This window comes from Phenylobacterium sp. (assembly GCF_030697925.1).
Classification (GTDB): domain Bacteria; phylum Pseudomonadota; class Alphaproteobacteria; order Caulobacterales; family Caulobacteraceae; genus Phenylobacterium.
This window is the reverse complement of the sequence record NZ_JAUYOJ010000200.1, coordinates 42755-59010: the sequence shown is the minus strand read 5'-3', so window position 1 is coordinate 59010 and position 16256 is coordinate 42755. Positions and strand designations below refer to the sequence as shown.

The window sequence follows — 16256 nt, the reverse complement described above, 5'->3', positions numbered from 1 at the left end:
TGCGTCCTGCTGGTGGACGCCGAAGAGGGCGTCATGCCCCAGACCAAGTTCGTGCTGGGCAAGGCGCTGAAGATGGGCCTGAGGCCGATCCTCTGCCTCAACAAGGTCGACCGGGCCCACGCCGATCCCGACCGGGTGCTGAACGACGCGTTCGACCTCTTCGCCGCCATGGGCGCGACGGACGAGCAGCTCGACTTCCCGCACATCTATGCGTCCGGCAAGAACGGCTGGGCGACGCTGGACATGGCCAAGCCGAACGACAACCTGGCCCCGCTGTTCGACATGATTGTCCGGCACGTGCCCGAGCCCAAGGCTGTCGCGCAGAAGGACGGTCCCTTCCAGATCCTCTCGGTGCTGATCGAGAACGACCCGTTCCTGGGCCGCCTGCTGACCGGCCGCATCGAGAGCGGCAAGGCCACCCCGGGCCTGGCGATCCACGCCCTCGGCATCGACGGCAAGGAAGTCGAGCGCGGTCGCATCACCAAGGTGCTGGCCTTCCGCGGCCTCAAGCGCCAGCCGATCGAGGACGCCGAGGCCGGCGACATCGTGGCCATCGCGGGCCTCAGCAAGGCCACCGTGGCCGACACCCTATGCGCCATGGACGTCACCCAGGCCCTGCCCGCCCAGCCGATCGACCCGCCGACCATCTCCATGACGGTCTCGGTGAACGACAGCCCGCTGGCCGGCCGCGAAGGCGACAAGGTGCAGAGCCGCGTGATCCGCGACCGCCTGCTGAAGGAAGCCCAGTCCAACGTCGCCATCCGCGTGACCGAGACCCCGGACAAGGACGCCTATGAGGTGGCCGGCCGCGGCGAACTGCAGCTGGGCGTGCTGATCGAAGGCATGCGCCGCGAAGGCTTCGAACTCTCCATCAGCCGTCCGCGCGTGGTCTTCCAGACCGATCCGGAGACCGGCGCGCGCCTGGAGCCCATCGAGGACGTGATGATCGACGTCGACGACGAGTTCAGCGGCATCGTCATCGAGAAGCTGTCGGCCCGGAAGGCCGAGCTGAAGGATATGGGCCCATCGGGCGCGGGCAAGACCCGCATCAGCCTGATGTCGCCATCGCGCTCGCTGATCGGATACCAGGGCGAGTTCCTCACCGATACCCGCGGCTCGGGTGTGCTGAACCGCGTGTTCAGCCACTACGAGCCCTACAAGGGCGCCATCGACGCCGGCCGCAAGGGCGTGCTGGTCTCGAACTCCGACGGAGAAACCGCCGCCTTCGCGCTGTGGAACCTGGAAGACCGCGGTTTCATGTTCGTCGGCGCCGGCGAGAAGACCTACCAGGGCATGATCATCGGCGAGAACAGCCGGGCCGACGATCTCGACGTCAATCCGATGAAGGCCAAGCAGCTCACCAACGTCCGCGCCTCCGGCAAGGACGAGGCGGTGCGCCTCACCCCGCCGCGCCGGCTGACCCTCGAACAGGCCATCGCCTATATCGAGGAAGACGAGCTGGTCGAGGTGACGCCGAAGTCGATCCGCCTGCGCAAGCAGGTGCTGAATCCCTCCTTCCGCAAGCGTCGCGCCAAGGAAGAGTAGGGCGTGACGCGGGATCCGGCTGAAGTCTCGGGGTCCCATCGTCAAGCCGCGCGCGAGCGGGCCTTCCGCCTGCTCGCCATCACGGTCGCCGCCCTGTTCCTGGCCTTCGCCAGCGTGGGCGGCGTCTTCGTCTGGTACGACCACAGCGCCCGCCTGGTGGCCCACACCCACGAGGTGCGCAACGGTATCGCCGACGTGCTCCAGGCCCTCACCGACGTGGAGTCCGCGCAGCGCGGCTACGTGCTGACCGGCGATCGTAGCTTCGTCGAACGTGTCGAGGACGGGCGCCAGCGCGCCGAGGCCGAACTCGACGCCGTCGACATCCTCACCGCCGACAATCCCGAACAGCAGACCCGGATCATCGCGCTGCGCGGCCTGATGGCCAAGCGGCTGGCCGTGGTCGACGAGACCATGGCCCAGCGCCGGTCAGGCGATGCGGTGGCCGCCATCCGCACCGTCCGCCAAGGCGAGGGCGTGGCGGCGATGGCGGCCGTTCGCCGTATCGCCACCGAGTTGGAGGCCGAGGAGGCGCAGCTGCTAGCCCAGCGCGCACGCCAAGCCACGGTCATTCGCAGCGCGCTCATCACGCTGCTGGCGGGCTTCGCCCTGGCCCTGACCTTCCTGTTCGTGAGATCCCAGCGCGAGCTCAGCCTGGATCGCGAGGTCGAGGCCGACACCGCCGAGCGGCTGCGCGCCCTTCTGGCCGACCGCTCGCTGCTGCTCGACGAGGTCAACCACCGGGTCAAGAACTCGCTGCAGCAGATCGCCAGCGTGGTGCGCCTGCAGTCCCGCTCGGTCTCAGACGGCGCGACCCGCGAGGCCCTGGAGAAGACCTTGGACCGGATCATGGCTGTCGGGCGAGTCCACGAGCAGCTCTACAAGTCCGGGGGTCAGGTCGGCGCCTTCGACGCCGGCCATTACGCCAAGGCCCTGGCCCACGACCTGGTGGACTCCCTTGGCCGCGACGACGTGCAACTGACCACGGAGGTCGAGGCCCATGTCCTGGACCTGAGGCAGGCGGTGCCGCTGGCCCTCATCCTTAATGAGCTGGTCACCAACGCCTTGAAGTATGGATGCCCAGCAGATAGGGAATGCCGCATTCACGTCGGCTTCGGAACCGACGGCCAGGACTATCGCTTAAGCGTGTCCGACGACGGTGTGGGCCTTCCCAAGGGCTTCACGTCGCAATCCAAAAAAAGCTTGGGGATGAGGGCCGTCGAGGCCCTCGCTAGGCAACTGGGTGGGCGCCTTGTAGTCGAACAACCGGAAGCCGGCGCCGCCTTCGCCGTGATCTTCCCGAGGAGCCCGTAATGACCATGCGTATCATGGTGGTTGAGGACGACGCCCTGATCGCGCTCGATATCGTCAGCTTGCTCGAAGACATGGGCCACCTGGTGGTGGCCGAGGCCGCCGACGCCTGCACCGCCTATGAACTGGCCGAGGGCGACCGTCCGGACGTCGCCCTGGTGGACATCCGGCTGGCCAAGAACACCGACGGCGGCAAGCTTGCTCAAAAGCTCTACGACCTGCTGGGCGTGCGCTCGCTGTTCGTCTCCGGTTCAATCACCGAAGACTTCCGCGTTCAGATGGCCGGGATCAATCCGGTCGGCTTCCTGGGCAAGCCGGTGACCCGCCGCACCCTGGGCGACGCCCTGCGCGGCGTTACGCAGCACTAGGGCAATTGGCCCGGAAGGCGACGACCTCTCCATGACCGCCGGCGACCGCATCGTCCTCTCCAGCGACCACACCGCCATCCCGCTCCGGCTGGCCATCGCCGCTCATATCGCGGCGCGGGGTTGGGTGGCGGTCGACATCGGACCGACGACGGCGGAGAGCACTCACTATCCCGAACACGGCGAAGCGGCGGCGCGGCTCGTCGCCTCCGGCGATTGCCGGTTTGGCGTCGTCCTATGCGGCACCGGCCAGGGCATCATGATGGCCGCGAACAAGGTGAAGGGCATCCGCTGCGGCGTCTGCGGCGACACATTTTCGGCCCGCATGATCCGCCAGCACAACGACGCCAACATGCTGTCGATTGGCGCGCGCGTGGTGGGCGAGGGGCTGGCGCTCGATATCGTGGATGCGTTCCTGACCGCCCAGTTCGAAGGCGGCCGGCATGCCACGCGGGTGGAGATGATCGGGGCGCTGGAGAGGTAGCGCCGTCCTTTGCTTCCGCCTTGGGAGGATATCTTCGCTGACAGCGCTCCCGGCGGAGGAGCCTCCGCTATCCCAACACCAGCTCCATGAAGACGTCCGCCCGCGCATAGGGGGTGTCCGTCGGCGGCAGATCGACGAAGCCCATGGACCGGTAGAGGCCGAGCGCCGGCCCCAGGCTGGAATTGGTTTCCAGATAGAGCCTGGGCGCGGCGCGTTCGCGGGCCTTGTCGATGCAGGTCTGCATCAGCATCCTGCCCAGGCCCGTGCCGCGAGCGGCTTCGGTCACCGTCATCTTGGCCACCTCGAAACCGCCGTCGGCCATGGCGATTAGGCCGACACAGCCGACGATCTCGCCGGCCTGCTCGGCCATAAAGACGTGGCCGCCCTTGGCGATGATCTTGCCCGTGGGATCGTCCAGGACCTCGCGGTCCTTGGGCTCGATGGTGAAATACTTGCCGATCCACGCCTCGTTCAGCGTGCGCCAGGCCTCGGCGTGCCGGGGTTCGAAATCGACGATCTCCATGGCTTCGATATTGGAGCGGAAGCTGTGCTAGGCAAGGCGAATGGCGAATCCGGTCTTCGCAAACCTGCCCACCACCATCTTCGAGGAGATGTCCGGGCTCGCGCGCCAGCACGGCGCGGTCAATCTCGGCCAGGGCTTCCCCGACGATCCCGGCCCGGAAGCGATCCGCGCCAAGGCCGCCGAGGCGGTGATGCACGGCTACAATCAGTACCCGCCCATGGCCGGCCTGCCCGAGCTGCGCGAGGCCGTCGCCCGACACTATGCCCGCACCCAGGGCCTGGACCTCGACTGGGCGAGCGAGATCACCATCACCTCCGGGGCCACCGAGGCCCTGGCGGCGACCTTCCTGTCGCTGATCGAGCCCGGCGACGAGGTGGTGACCTTCCAGCCGCTCTACGACGCCTATCTGCCGCTGATCCGCCGGGCCGGCGGCACGCCCAAGCTGGTGACATTGTCGCCGCCGCACTGGCGCTTCGACCGCGCGATGCTGGAGGCCGCCTTCACCGAGAAGACCCGGTTCGTGGTGTTGAACAATCCGATCAACCCGGCCGGCCTGGTGCTGCCGGAAGAGGACCTGGCCCTGCTGGCGCAGTTCTGCGTCGCCCATGACGTCACCGCCATCTGCGACGAGGTCTGGGAGCAGGTGGTGTTCGCACCCGCCAAGCACCGGCCGCTCATCGCCTTCCCGGGCATGCGCGAGCGCTGCGTGAAGATCGGCTCGGCCGGCAAGATGTTCGGCCTGACCGGCTGGAAGGTGGGCTTCCTGTGCGCCGCGCCGGCGCTCACCCACTCGCTGGCCCGCGCCCACCAGTTCCTGACCTTCACCACCCCGCCCAACCTGCAGGCGGCGGTGGCCTGGGGTCTGGACAACAGCGTCGACTGGTTCGCCCAGATGCCGATCGAGCTGGCGCGATCCCGTGACCGGCTGGCGGAGGGCCTGGCGCGGGAGGGGTTTGTCAGCCTGCCGACCCAGGGGACCTATTTCCTCAATGTGGACCTGCCGGCCTCTGGGGTCGCCGAGCCCGACCGCGCCTTCTGCCTGCGGGCGGTGACCCAGGCGGGGGTGGCGGCCATCCCGGTCTCGGCGCTCTATGAGCGGGACCCGGTGACCTCCATCCTGCGCCTGTGCCTGGCCAAGGCCGACGCCACCCTCGACGCTGGGATCGAGCGCCTGGCCCGAGCGCGGGACCTGGCGCGCGCAGAGGGTTAAAATCTATCTCGCAGGTTGTCTGCGTTTCACGCGCTCTTTGACCGGGCCTATGCTGTGGGCAGGATCTGTGTGGGTGTTGAAGGACGATCGATGAAGCTCCGTCAGAAACATGCGGTGCTGGCCGCCGTGACCGTGGCGACCGTGTTCGCCGGCGGCGTGGCCCAGGCGCAGAGCTATGAGCGCTACGGCCCGGCGCCGGCGCCCGCCTACGACAGCGCCCGCTACGGCTCGGCCGACCCCTGCCGGCGCACCGCCGGCAACCGCGCCCTGGGCTGGGGCCTGTTTGGCCTGGTGGCCGGAGGCTTCGCGGGCGGGGCGGTGGCCGCGGCCGGCGTCGTCGCCGAAGGCGCGGCCCTCGGCGCGCTCGCCGGGACAATCATCGGAGCCAAGGCCGGAGCTGCCTCGGCGGCCTGCGAAACCGCCGCCTATTGGAACCACCCGGCCTATCAAAGCTACCAGGACGAGGCGCCGCCGCCGGCCTATGACGATCACCAGTACGGCTCGGGCTACGGTGACGATCGCGGCTACGACGCGGGCGACGACGACCGCCAGGACTATCGTCGCGAGTACGAGCGCGCGCCGGCCACCTATTACGAGCGCCGGGTGACCCCGAACTCGAGCTACGAGTACCGCTCCAGCTACTCCTCCTCCACGACGACCTACGGCGGCGCGCGCTACAACGCCTATAGCGACCGTTCGCGCTGCTGCCTCGAGCCGCGGCGAGAACATCACGACTCCTATCGGGCCTATGACGACCGTGATCGCCACGACGCCCCGCCGCGCGATCCGTACGACCGTTACTAGGGTCGATAGCGGCCGGGCGTGGTTCCAAACGCCCGCTTGAAGGCGGCGATGAAGGCCGAGACGCTGTCATAGCCGCAGTCGAGCGCCGCCTGGGTCACCGGGACCCCGGCGCTCAGCGACACCACCGCCTGCTGCATGCGCACCCGGCCGCGCCAGGCCTCGGGCGAGAGACCGGTCTGGGCCAGGAACAACCGCTGCAGGGTCCGCACGCTGGCCCCCGCGCCGCGCGCCAGGTCAGCGAGGGGCGTGGTCGCCTCCGGCTCGGCCAGCAGGCGCTCGGCAAAGCCCCGGGCGCGAGGGTCGGTGGGCAAGGGCAGGACCAGGGGCGCGGTCTCGCCGGCCGCCAGCAGGTCCAGCAGCAGCCCCTCCAGCCGGTCGTGCGCCGGATCGCCGACCCGCAGCATGCCGATGCGGACGATGTGCAGGATCAGTTCGCGCAGCAGAGGCGCGACCTCCAGGGCGCGGCATGCCGCCAGCCGCTCATCGGCGCCGGTCGGGGCCAGGTAGAGGGTCCGCATGGCCACGGTTCCGCGCATTCTGATCTCGTGCGGCGTGCCGCCCGGCACCCAGATCGCCCGGGTCGGCGGCACCAGCCAGGCGGCCTGCGGCGTGGCCACCGACATCACCCCGCTGGCGGCGTAGACGAGCTGACCCCAGGGATGGGTGTGGCGATCCAGCCGGTGGCCGTCGCGATAGGTCACGGCGAGACCGCGAACCGGAAAGCCGTCGGGATCGCGGGCATTTTGGCGCATGGGCGACATTTGTCGTCAGACTATCGCAAGCACGCCGCTGCGGGAACCGCCTAGGCTGGCCTCGCCATCCAAGGAGCAGGCCATGACCGCCACCCTGCGGCACTTTGCGATCAACGCCGACGACGTGCCCCGCGCCAGGGCCTTCTACGAGAACGCGTTCGGCTGGACCTTCACCCCCTGGGGGCCGCCGGGTTTCTACCAGACCCGCAGCGCCGGTCCGGGCTTCGTCGGCGCCCTGCAGGGCCGCCGCGACATTGCCGGCCATGTCATGCCCAGCGTCGAGCTCACCTTCGGCGTCGAGGATGTCGAGGCGATGACGGCGGCGATCGAGGCGGCCGGCGGCAAGGTCATCATGCCGCTCTTCCACATCGAGACCGTCGGCCACCTGGCCTTCTTCCAGGACACCGAAGGCAATGTCGCCGGCGTCATGCAATACGAGCGCGACGCCACCCCGGAGGGTGCGCCCGCCATGCCCGGCGTGGCTCAACTCCGCCACGTCTCGATCAACGCCGACGATGTTGGCCGCGCGAGGGCCTTCTACGAGCGGGTCTTCGGCTGGACCTTCACGCCCTGGGGGCCGCCGGACTTCTTCCAGCTTCACGGCGCCGGTATCGGCGGCGCGCTCCAGGCCCGCCACCAGGTCGAGGGCCGAACCCTGCCTGGCCTGGCCGTCAGCTTCGGCGTCCCGGACATCGAGGCCGCCGCGGCCGGCATCCCGGCGGCCGGCGGCGCGGTGCTCTCGGCGCCCTTCCACATCGTCGGCGTCGGCCATCACATCTTCTTCCAGGACAGCGAAGCCAACCTCTTCGCCGCCATGCAGTACGAACGGAACGACCAATGAGCGTGCTTACGGACACGGCCCTTCAGGCGCGAATCGACGCCCTGCAGGCGCAAAGCGTGGCGCAGGAGGCCGAGACCTTCCGCTATTTCGGCGAGCGGGCCGAGAAGGGCGACCTGAGCTGGGACGGCCTGGACGCCGACGCCAACCGCTTCATGGCCGACAAGATGGTGGCCCTGGAGCCGGAAAAGGCCGAGTTCTGCTGGCTGCTCTGCCGGTCGCTTCGGGCCCGCCGGGTGGTGGAGATTGGGACCTCTTTCGGGGTCTCGACCCTCTACCTGGCCGACGCCGTCCGGGCCAATGGCGGCGGCGTGGTGATCGGCACGGAGTACGAAGCCGCCAAGGCCGCCAAGGCGCGGGCCAATTTCGCGGCGGCGGGCTTAAGCGACCTCATCGACCTGCGCGAGGGCGATCTGCGTGAAACCCTCAAGGTGATCGAGGGGCCGGTCGACTTCGTGCTGATGGACATCTGGACCGAGATGGCCCGTCCTGCCCTGGAACTGGTCGCCCCGCACCTGCGCTCCGGCGCGATGGTGGTGGCTGACAATACCGCCCAGTTCCGCCACGCCTACCGGCACTTCTTCGAGTTCGTGGAGGATCCGAAGAACGGCCTGAAGAGCCTCACCCTGCCCTATACTGGCGGGCTGGAACTGGTGGTGAAGGTCTAGGCCGGCGGGCGCTCATAGAAGATGTCCACCTCGTCGCGGCCGGTCTCAGTGAACCCGTGGCGCGCATAGAAGCGGTTGGCCGCGCTCTCCCGCAGGACGGTCAGCCTGACCGCCAGCGCCTGGGCGTCGCTCTCCGCCAGCAGGGCCGAGAGGACCTCCGCCCCCAGGCCCGCCCCCTGGCGGTCCGGATGGATGTAGAAGTGCTCAAGCCGGAGCCAGCCCGGACCGTCCGGGCCGAAGGCCACGCAGCCGGCCAGGGCTTCGCCGCGCCAGATCAACCGGGTGTGCTCAGGCCGAAACTGCTCGACCATCCGCCGCCGGGCGCGCACAGGATCGAACCGGCCGATCCGTTCCAGGCTCTCGCGCATGGCCGCGATCCGAAGTTCGACCAGCTGCTCCAGGTCGGAGGCGGCGGCGGGCGAGAACCGGAAGCCACTCTCCCCGCCATGCCCCATCAGGACGTCGAACCGCCGTCGATGACGATGGTCTGGCCGGTCATCCAGGAACCGGCCTTCGAAGCCAGGAACACAGCCCCGCCGGCGATGTCGTCGGGCTCTCCGAGCCGGCGCAGCGGCGTGCCGGTGGAGGCGCGCGCCTCGCCGGCCGGAGTATCCCACAGGGCCTTGGCGAAATCGGTCTTCACCAGGCCCGGCGCGATGCAATTGACGCGGATGTTGTGGGGCGAAAGCTCCTGGGCGAGGTTGCGCGCCAGTTGCATGTCGGCCGCCTTGGAGATGGCGTAGGCGCCGATCACCGGGGTGCCGCGCAGGCCGCCGATCGACGAGATGATCACGATCGCCCCGTCCTTCCGCGCCTGCATCTCCGGGGCGACCATGTTGATCAGCCAGTTGTTGGCGATGACGTTGTTCTCGAGGATCTTGCGGAACTGGTCGTCGCTGATGCCGCTCATCGGGCCGTAATAGGGGTTCGAGGCGGCGTTGCAGACCAGGATGTCGACCTGGCCGAAAGCCTTCTTGGTCTCGTCGACCAGCCGCTGAAGGTCTTCCTTCGAGGAGATGTTGGCTGGCACGGCGATAGCCGCGCCCGGATGCTTGGCGTTGATCGCCGCGGCGACCTCTTCGCAAGGCCCGGCCTTGCGCGAGGAGATCGTCACCTTGGCGCCATGCTCGGCCATGCGCTCGGCGATCGCCTTGCCGATCCCGCGCGAGGACCCCGTGATCACGGCGACCTTGCCGGTCAGGTCGAACAATTCACCCATGGCGCTTCCTTCCAAACATGTGTTTGATTTTATGGCCGCCATTTGCGGCGCCGGGCGACGTTGGGTCAAGCCCGGGCTGGGAGCGATTTCCATGCCGGACTTCCGCGAGATCGAGCTGCCCGAGGTCACCCTGCGCGCGGCGATCGAGGGCGAGGGGCCGCTGGTCCTGATGGTCCACGGCTTTCCGGAGAGCTGGTACAGCTGGCGCCACCAGATGGGGCCCGTCGCGGCGGCCGGCTTCACCGCCTGCGCCATCGACGTGCGCGGCTATGGCGGCTCGTCGCGGCCCCATCCCATCGAAGCCTATGACATGGAGCACCTGGTCGCCGACGTGGCCGGGGTGATCGAGCAGCTCAGCCCCGACGCCCCCGCCGTGCTGGTCGGCCACGACTGGGGCGCGCCCATCGTCTGGAACACCGCGCTCATCCGTCCGGACCGTGTGCGCGCGGTGGCCGGTCTGTCGGTGCCCTATCTGGGCGTGCCCAAGCGGCCGTTCTCCGACCTGATCGACACGGTGTTCACCAGCCGCGGCAAGTTCTTCTACCAGGCCTGGTTCCAGAACGTCGGCCCGGCCGAGGCGGAGCTGGAAGCCGATCCGCGCGACGGCCTGCGTAAGTTCTACTACGCCATCAGCGGCGACGCCCCCGACGGGACCTGGCCCACCGACAAGGTCCACGGCCAGAGCCTGCTGGAAGGCCTGGTCGATCCCGACCCGTTCCCCGCCTGGCTGACCGACGCCGACCTCGACTACTACGTGGCCGAGTTCGAAGGCTCCGGCTTCCGCGGCCCGATCAACCGCTATCGAAACCACCAGCGCGACTTCGAGTACCTGTCCCAGTTCGAGGGCCGAAAGATCGAGCAGCCGTCGCTGTTCGTCGGCGGCGAGCGCGACCTGGTGCTCAGCATGCTGGGACGCGGCGACCTGGTGGCCATGATGAAAGCCGAGATGACCGATCTGCGCGGCGCCGACGTCCTGCCCGGCTGCGGCCACTGGACCCAGCAGGAACGCCCCGCCGAGGTCAACGCCCGCCTGCTGCCCTGGCTGGCCTCGCTCTGAGGCCGCCCGCCGCCGCGCCTAGTGCGGCCGGACCTCGGGCTCGGCGCCCGCCGCCTTGCCGGTCGTGGCCTCGGGCCGGGCGGAGAAGATCACCTCGCCGGCGGTGACCTGCGGCTCGCCGGTGAAGAGATCCGACAGGTTCTCCTCGACCCAGCTGATGGCCCGATCCTTGACGCGCTCGGCGTCCTCGCGGGTCTCGAACATGGTGACCGATAGGCCGACCCCGTCGCCAGCGTCCACGATGTGGTAGCCCTTGAAGCCGGTGGCCGACTGCAGAAGCGGCACGAGGCCGGCTTCGGCGCGCTTGGCGGCCTCGGCCGTCGAGCGCAGGTTTTCGATGCGACGCGTGATGATGAACATGGGGACCTCCCTGGCCGCCCCCTCCCGCGGCGCGGACCATAGCACGCCGGCGCGCCGGCCGGGTCCGGGCAGACGTTGGGCGGACTTCACTTCCCCGTGGGCAACAGCCTAGGTTGGCGGCATTCGGGAGGGCTCCATGAAACTCATCGGCAAGATCGCGCTGGGCGCGCTGGCGCTGGTCGCGCTACTGATCGTCGTGATCGCGGTGCGGACCGTGACCTACAAGGCGCCGGCCTCGGCCGATCTGGGCGGGGTGAAGCTCGCCGCCCCGGTGGCGATCGACCGCACCAAGGCCGCCCAGCACCTCTCCCAGGCCATCGGCTTCCAGACCGTCAGCCACCAGGACAAGGCCGACGACCAGCCGGGTGAGTGGGACAAGCTCCACGCCTGGCTGCAGGCCACCTATCCCGCCGCCCATGCTGCCATGACCCGCGAGGTTATTTCCGGCCACACCCTGGTCTACACCTGGCCAGGTTCCGACCCGGCCCTGGCCCCCATCGTGCTGATGGCCCACCAGGACGTGGTGCCGGTGACGCCGGGCACGGAGGGCGACTGGAAACATCCGCCCTTCGGCGGGGTGATCGCCGAGGGCGCGGTCTGGGGCCGCGGAGCCATCGACGACAAGGGCTCGCTGGTCACCTTGTTCGAAGGGGTCGAGACCCTGGCCGCCTCCGGCTTCAAGCCGAAGCGGACGGTGATCCTGGTCTCCAGCCACGACGAGGAGGTGCGCGGCCAGGGCGCGCGAGCCGCCGCGGCCCTGCTGAAGTCGCGCGGCGTCACCGCCCAGTTCGTCCTGGACGAGGGCATGGCGATCATCTCCGACAACCCGATCACCGGCGGTCCGGTGGCCCTGATCGGGGTCGGTGAGAAGGGCTACGGCACGCTCACGCTCACGGCCAAGGCGCCCGGCGGTCACTCCTCGGCGCCGCCCGAGGGCTCCGGCGGGGTGGTGGTCCTGTCCCGCGCCCTGGTGAAGATCGCCGAGGCCCAGTTCCCCTTGAGGTTGGACGGCCCAGGCGCGGCCATGCTCCAGGTGCTGGCCCCGGAAGGCTCCTGGCCAATCCGGATGGCGGTGGCCAACCGCTGGCTGTTCGAGCCGGTGATCCGGTCCCAGGTCGCCGCCACGCCCGCGGGCGCGGCCCTGCTGCACACCACCATCGCGCCGACCATGCTGAAGGGCAGTCCCAAGGAGAACGTCCTGCCCCAGGACGCCACCGCCTGGATCAACTACCGCATCGCGCCGGGCGACACGGCCCAGGGGGTGCTGGACCACACCAAGGCCGCAGTCGGCGACCTGCCGGTGGACATCGCCTGGCTGAAGACCCCGGACGAGCCCTCGCCGGTCTCCTCGACCAGCTCGGACAGCTGGAAGATCCTCGCCGCCCTGGCGGGAGCGTCGGCCAAGGCGCCTGTGGCGCCGGGCCTGGTCACCGCCGGCACCGACAGCCGCTACCTGCAGCCGGTGGCCAAGGACGTCTACCGATTCCAGCCGATGGTGTTCTCGCTGAACGAGATCGAGATGATCCACGGTACGAACGAGCACATGACGCTCGAGAACCTGGAGCGCGCCGTGCAGTTTTATGCGCGATTGATCGCCACGGCGGCGGTCTAGGCGGGCGGACCCGGTGTCGCGGGGCGCATTCACCGCCTCGACACCCCGGGACGCTTGGTAGAAATCCCCTTAATCCCCACCGCCCTGGACGCCCCGCATGCTGAACTGGATCTACGCGACGCTGGGCCACGTCTGGGGGCCGCTGCGGCTGTTCGATTCGTTCTTCTTCCTCGCCGCCATCGGCTTCGCCTGCTGCGCCCTGGTCACCTGGGTCATCCTGCCGAAGCTCTGGCCGGCGCTTCCCACCGACCGGGGGCGGGCGTTCGCCATCAACGCCGAACAGAGCGTGGGAAAGCCGATCAGCGCCGGCCTGATCTTCGTGAGCGTCTTCTTCGTGGCGTCTCTGATCTTCGTCCCCTTCGACGCGCGGAGCCTGCTGACCCTTCCGTTCATCCTGGCCGCCATGATCGTCGGCTATCTCGACGATCGTCGTGGGGGGTTCAGCGAGTACCAGCTCGCCGCGATGGACCTGGCCATCGCCATCGGCGCATCGATGGTGATCTACGGCATGCAGCCGGTGGCGATCTGGCTGCCGGGCTGGAGGGAGGCAATCCTCTTGTCGCCGTGGATCGCGACCCCGGTGGCCACCGGCATCATCTGGCTCTCGATCAACGCCACCAACTGCTCCGACGGGGTCGACGGGGTTTCCGGCAGCCTCACGGCCACCGCGCTCCTGATTCTCGGCGGCCTGCTCTACGCCGTGATCGGCAATGAGGTTGTCGCCGAGCACCTGAAGATTCCGGTCAATCCCGAGGGCGCCAGCTGGGCGATCATGGCCTTTCTGATGGTCGGCTGCATCGCCGGCTACCTCTGGTACAACGCCGCCCCCAGCCTGGTGCTCATGGGCGACGCCGGATCACGCCCCATCGGACTTCTGATCGGCATGCTGGTGGTCGCCACCAACAACCCGCTGTTCCTGCTGCTGATCGGCTCCGTCCTTCTCCTGAACGGGGCGACCGGACTGGTGAAGGTCGCCCTCATGCGCTTCTTCGGCCTGAGGATCCTGGGCGGCGTGCGCTTCCCGCTGCACGATCACTGTCGCAAGGAGCTGGGCTGGTCGAACAGCCAGGTCCTGGTGCGCTTCATGCTGGTGCATCTCGGCGTTTCGGCCCTGCTCGTGATCCTGGCGCTGAAGGTGCGTTAAGCGGCGTGGGCCAACTATCCAATCCTCGGCGAAACGCTCTAAAGCCGGGAATCTTGGACATTATCGGCCGGTGCGCGACGCTCCGGCCCTTGCGGATGGACGCGGGGCGACGCACGTTCCGTGGAACGAATTTTGGAGACCTGACCTATGCGTAACTGGCGCCTGGACGAAGACGACGACGGCGACGATAACGCCCGCAAGCCCGACATGCCGATGACCTCCGGGCCCGTCCAGAACGCGCTGTTCCATGCGCGCACGGTGCTGGTGTTCGGCGAGATCGATATGCGCCTGGCCGAGCGGGTGACCGCCCAGCTCCTGGCCCTGGCCAGCGAGAACAGCAAGCCGATCAAGGTGGTGATCAACTCCCCCGGCGGCCACGTGGAAAGCGGCGACACCATCCACGACATCATCCGGTACTGCGGTCCGCAGGTGAAGGTGATCGGCACCGGCTGGGTGGCCTCGGCCGGCGCCTCGATCTTCCTGGGCGCGCAGAAGGAGAACCGCTTCTGCCTGCCCAACACCCGCTTCCTGCTGCACCAGCCCATGGGCGGCGTCCGCGGCCAGGCCAGCGACATCCAGATCGAGGCCGAGGAGATCGTGAAGATGCGCGAGCGCGTCAACCGCATGATCGCCAAGGAGACCGGCCAGACCTACGAGAAGATCGTCAAGGACACCCAGCGCAATTTCTGGATGGGGGCCGAGGCCGCCGTCGAGTACGGCCTGGTCTCCAAGATCATCAACAACGCCACCGAGGCCTGACGTGACGACCGCGCCCTGGTGGAAGGGTGCGGTCGTCTACCACATCTATGTCCGCAGCTTCTTCGACGCCGACGGCGACGGCCACGGCGACCTCAGGGGCGTGCTGGCCAAGCTGGACTACATTGAAGGCCTGGGAGTCGACGCCATCTGGCTCTCGCCGGTCCACCCCTCGCCCAACCGCGACTGGGGCTACGACATCTCCGACTATCAGGGGGTCCATCCCGACTACGGGACCCTGGCCGACCTCGAGGCCGTGGTCGACGCCGCCCATGCCCGTGGCCTGAAGGTCATGCTGGACGAGGTGCTGGCCCACACCTCCGACGAGCACGCCTGGTTCGCGGAGAGCCGCGACGGCGGGGCCGAGGGTGAGAAGGCCTCCTGGTACGTTTGGGCCGATCCGGCCGACGACGGGACCGCGCCCAACAACTGGCTCAGCGTGTTCGGCGGCCCGGCCTGGGCCTACCAGCCGGCGCGCCGGCAGCACTATCACCACAAGTTCCTGCGCCAGCAGCCGAAGCTGAACTGGCGCAATGCGGCCGCCCAGGCCGCGGCCCTCGACGTGCTGGACTTCTGGCTGGCCAAGGGGATCGACGGCTTCCGCCTGGACGTCGCCGGGACCTTCCTCCACGACGACAGCCTGGCCGACAATCCGGCCGTGCCCGCACCGGAGCGGACCCGCCATCACTGGTCGCACGCCAGCGAGATGCAGCGGCACCTGCACGACTCCAACCTGCCCGAGAACATTCCGCTGCTGGATACGATCCGCCGCCGGGTGGATGCACACGGCGACCGCTTCGTGTTCGGCGAGTTCTCCGAGGAAGAGGAACGCTGCGGCGCCTATTGCAGCCCGGAAGAGGGCCTCCACTCGGCCTACACCTTCGTCCTACTGCACGCCCGCCGCCTGGCGCCGCAGATCATCCGCGACCACTACGAGACGCTGCGCCGCTTTCCCGACCATTGGCCCTGCATCTCATTCTGCAACCACGACATCGCGCGCACCGCCACCCGATTCGGCGGCGGCGAGGCGATCGCGCGAATGATGCTGGCCCTGCTGCTCAGCCTGAAAGGCACGACCCTGCTCTACCAGGGCGAGGAGCTGGGCCTGCCCGAGGCCCAGGGCCTGACCCGCGAAGAGATCCGCGATCCGGTGGGTGACCTCTACTGGCCCATCGCCAAGGGCCGCGACGGCTCGCGCACGCCCATGCCGTGGACCGAGGGCCCGAACCTGGGCTTCTCGGCCGCCACGCCCTGGCTGCCGCTGGCTGTGGAGCATGCCGGCCTATCGGCGGCGACGCAGGCGACAAACCCCGATTCCGTCCTCGCCTTCTCCAAGGCCATGATCAGCCTACGCAAGGCCTCGCCGGCGCTGACCACAGGCGAGATCGAGATGATCACCGCGCCTGAGCCGATCCTGGCCTTCCTGCGCCAGGAGGGCGCCGAGCGCGCCGCCTGCGTGTTCAACATGGGAGCGACGCCGGCGGTGTTCGGCGACGAACGGCTGACGGGCGCGAGCGTGCTGGCGCCGTCGGCCGGCGAGGCCAGGCTGGAGGGTGCGGCCCTGCATCTCGGCCCCCACGCGGTGCGGTTCCTGCGGCTCGCATGACGCGC

The 16256-nt window shown here is 68.8% G+C and carries 18 protein-coding genes; 13 read left to right on the top strand and 5 right to left on the bottom strand.

Features of this window, described 5'->3' with window-relative positions:
- From Q8Q88_RS19355 to rpiB, 4 genes are all read left to right on the top strand, one after another.
- Nucleotides 1–1545, top strand: a 1545-nt coding sequence (locus Q8Q88_RS19355; RefSeq protein ID WP_305676821.1) for a GTP-binding protein, incomplete at its 5' end; no start/stop codon positions are given.
- Between the two features lie 3 nt (nt 1546–1548).
- Entirely contained in the window at nt 1549–2856 is a 1308-nt protein-coding gene (locus Q8Q88_RS19350; RefSeq protein ID WP_305676820.1) for a sensor histidine kinase, read from the top strand.
- On the top strand, nt 2856–3221 hold the full coding sequence (locus Q8Q88_RS19345; RefSeq protein ID WP_305676819.1) for a response regulator: 366 nt from the start codon (nt 2856–2858) through the stop codon (nt 3219–3221). Before Q8Q88_RS19350 ends, Q8Q88_RS19345 begins: the two co-directional genes overlap by 1 nt.
- A 31-nt stretch (nt 3222–3252) precedes the next feature.
- Nucleotides 3253–3702, top strand: a complete 450-nt coding sequence (rpiB, locus tag Q8Q88_RS19340; protein WP_305676818.1) for a ribose 5-phosphate isomerase B — start codon at nt 3253–3255, stop codon at nt 3700–3702.
- A 67-nt stretch (nt 3703–3769) separates the two neighbouring features.
- Here rpiB and Q8Q88_RS19335 read toward each other — a convergent pair whose 3' ends face one another.
- Entirely contained in the window at nt 3770–4225 is a 456-nt protein-coding gene (locus Q8Q88_RS19335; protein WP_305676817.1) for a GNAT family N-acetyltransferase, read from the bottom strand.
- Nucleotides 4226–4265: 40 nt separating this feature from the next.
- Here Q8Q88_RS19335 and Q8Q88_RS19330 point away from each other — a divergent pair, with 40 nt between their 5' ends.
- Together Q8Q88_RS19330 and Q8Q88_RS19325 are read left to right on the top strand one after the other, a co-directional pair.
- Nucleotides 4266–5435, top strand: a complete 1170-nt coding sequence (locus Q8Q88_RS19330; RefSeq protein ID WP_305676816.1) for an aminotransferase — start codon at nt 4266–4268, stop codon at nt 5433–5435.
- A 90-nt stretch (nt 5436–5525) separates the two neighbouring features.
- Entirely contained in the window at nt 5526–6239 is a 714-nt protein-coding gene (locus Q8Q88_RS19325) for a hypothetical protein (RefSeq protein WP_305676815.1), read from the top strand.
- Here the strand turns inward: Q8Q88_RS19325 and Q8Q88_RS19320 are convergent.
- Nucleotides 6236–6991 (bottom strand): helix-turn-helix transcriptional regulator, encoded by a 756-nt coding sequence (locus Q8Q88_RS19320; RefSeq protein ID WP_305676814.1) that lies wholly within the window; start codon nt 6989–6991, stop codon nt 6236–6238. The genes Q8Q88_RS19325 and Q8Q88_RS19320 overlap by 4 nt on opposite strands.
- 82 nt (nt 6992–7073) lie before the next feature.
- On the opposite strand from Q8Q88_RS19320, the gene Q8Q88_RS19315 reads away from it, so the two are divergent.
- Nucleotides 7074–7832, top strand: coding sequence for a VOC family protein (locus Q8Q88_RS19315; RefSeq protein ID WP_305676813.1), 759 nt, complete (start codon nt 7074–7076; stop codon nt 7830–7832).
- Entirely contained in the window at nt 7829–8497 is a 669-nt protein-coding gene (locus Q8Q88_RS19310) for an O-methyltransferase (RefSeq protein WP_305676812.1), read from the top strand. The genes Q8Q88_RS19315 and Q8Q88_RS19310 overlap by 4 nt, the downstream gene beginning before the upstream one ends.
- Here Q8Q88_RS19310 and Q8Q88_RS19305 read toward each other — a convergent pair.
- Nucleotides 8494–8952: a GNAT family N-acetyltransferase gene (locus Q8Q88_RS19305; RefSeq protein ID WP_305676811.1), complete on the bottom strand. Its 459-nt coding sequence runs from the start codon at nt 8950–8952 to the stop codon at nt 8494–8496. The genes Q8Q88_RS19310 and Q8Q88_RS19305 overlap by 4 nt on opposite strands.
- Entirely contained in the window at nt 8952–9716 is a 765-nt protein-coding gene (locus Q8Q88_RS19300) for an SDR family oxidoreductase (RefSeq protein ID WP_305676810.1), read from the bottom strand. Before Q8Q88_RS19300 ends, Q8Q88_RS19305 begins: the two co-directional genes overlap by 1 nt.
- Nucleotides 9717–9807: 91 nt before the next feature.
- Between Q8Q88_RS19300 and Q8Q88_RS19295 the strand changes: the two genes are divergently transcribed.
- On the top strand, nt 9808–10773 hold the full coding sequence (locus tag Q8Q88_RS19295) for an alpha/beta fold hydrolase (RefSeq protein ID WP_305676809.1): 966 nt from the start codon (nt 9808–9810) through the stop codon (nt 10771–10773).
- An 18-nt stretch (nt 10774–10791) separates the two neighbouring features.
- Here the strand turns inward: Q8Q88_RS19295 and Q8Q88_RS19290 are convergent, their stop codons facing one another.
- Entirely contained in the window at nt 10792–11133 is a 342-nt protein-coding gene (locus Q8Q88_RS19290; protein WP_305676808.1) for a hypothetical protein, read from the bottom strand.
- A gap of 136 nt (nt 11134–11269) precedes the next feature.
- On the opposite strand from Q8Q88_RS19290, the gene Q8Q88_RS19285 reads away from it, so the two are divergent.
- The 4 genes from Q8Q88_RS19285 to Q8Q88_RS19270 all read left to right on the top strand — a co-directional run bounded on the left by Q8Q88_RS19285 (nt 11270) and on the right by Q8Q88_RS19270 (nt 16251).
- Nucleotides 11270–12745 carry a M20 family peptidase gene (locus Q8Q88_RS19285; protein ID WP_305676807.1) on the top strand — a complete coding sequence of 492 codons (1476 nt, stop codon included), beginning with the start codon at nt 11270–11272 and terminating at the stop codon, nt 12743–12745.
- Nucleotides 12746–12842: 97 nt separating this feature from the next.
- Nucleotides 12843–13889: a hypothetical protein gene (locus Q8Q88_RS19280; protein ID WP_305676806.1), complete on the top strand. Its 1047-nt coding sequence runs from the start codon at nt 12843–12845 to the stop codon at nt 13887–13889.
- Nucleotides 13890–14036: 147 nt separating this feature from the next.
- Complete coding sequence (locus Q8Q88_RS19275) at nt 14037–14648, top strand: ATP-dependent Clp protease proteolytic subunit (RefSeq protein WP_305676805.1); 612 nt, start codon at nt 14037–14039, stop codon at nt 14646–14648.
- 1 nt (nt 14649) lies between these two features.
- Nucleotides 14650–16251, top strand: a complete 1602-nt coding sequence (locus Q8Q88_RS19270; protein ID WP_305676804.1) for an alpha-amylase family glycosyl hydrolase — start codon at nt 14650–14652, stop codon at nt 16249–16251.
- Nucleotides 16252–16256: the final 5 nt, after the last annotated feature.

What these genes read in the sequence shown, in the direction of transcription:
- Q8Q88_RS19275 (WP_305676805.1), top strand. Translation starts at nt 14,037, where the DNA reads ATGCGTAACTGGCGCCTGGACGAAGACGACGACGGCGACGATAACGCC.
- Q8Q88_RS19335 (WP_305676817.1), bottom strand. Translation starts at nt 4,225, where the DNA reads ATGGAGATCGTCGATTTCGAACCCCGGCACGCCGAGGCCTGGCGCACG.
- Q8Q88_RS19280 (WP_305676806.1), top strand. Translation starts at nt 12,843, where the DNA reads ATGCTGAACTGGATCTACGCGACGCTGGGCCACGTCTGGGGGCCGCTG.
- Q8Q88_RS19290 (WP_305676808.1), bottom strand. Translation starts at nt 11,133, where the DNA reads ATGTTCATCATCACGCGTCGCATCGAAAACCTGCGCTCGACGGCCGAG.
- Q8Q88_RS19305 (WP_305676811.1), bottom strand. Translation starts at nt 8,952, where the DNA reads ATGGGGCATGGCGGGGAGAGTGGCTTCCGGTTCTCGCCCGCCGCCGCC.
- Q8Q88_RS19285 (WP_305676807.1), top strand. Translation starts at nt 11,270, where the DNA reads ATGAAACTCATCGGCAAGATCGCGCTGGGCGCGCTGGCGCTGGTCGCG.
- Q8Q88_RS19295 (WP_305676809.1), top strand. Translation starts at nt 9,808, where the DNA reads ATGCCGGACTTCCGCGAGATCGAGCTGCCCGAGGTCACCCTGCGCGCG.
- rpiB (WP_305676818.1), top strand. Translation starts at nt 3,253, where the DNA reads ATGACCGCCGGCGACCGCATCGTCCTCTCCAGCGACCACACCGCCATC.
- Q8Q88_RS19345 (WP_305676819.1), top strand. Translation starts at nt 2,856, where the DNA reads ATGACCATGCGTATCATGGTGGTTGAGGACGACGCCCTGATCGCGCTC.
- Q8Q88_RS19330 (WP_305676816.1), top strand. Translation starts at nt 4,266, where the DNA reads ATGGCGAATCCGGTCTTCGCAAACCTGCCCACCACCATCTTCGAGGAG.
- Q8Q88_RS19300 (WP_305676810.1), bottom strand. Translation starts at nt 9,716, where the DNA reads ATGGGTGAATTGTTCGACCTGACCGGCAAGGTCGCCGTGATCACGGGG.
- Q8Q88_RS19325 (WP_305676815.1), top strand. Translation starts at nt 5,526, where the DNA reads ATGAAGCTCCGTCAGAAACATGCGGTGCTGGCCGCCGTGACCGTGGCG.
- Q8Q88_RS19315 (WP_305676813.1), top strand. Translation starts at nt 7,074, where the DNA reads ATGACCGCCACCCTGCGGCACTTTGCGATCAACGCCGACGACGTGCCC.
- Q8Q88_RS19320 (WP_305676814.1), bottom strand. Translation starts at nt 6,991, where the DNA reads ATGCGCCAAAATGCCCGCGATCCCGACGGCTTTCCGGTTCGCGGTCTC.
- Q8Q88_RS19310 (WP_305676812.1), top strand. Translation starts at nt 7,829, where the DNA reads ATGAGCGTGCTTACGGACACGGCCCTTCAGGCGCGAATCGACGCCCTG.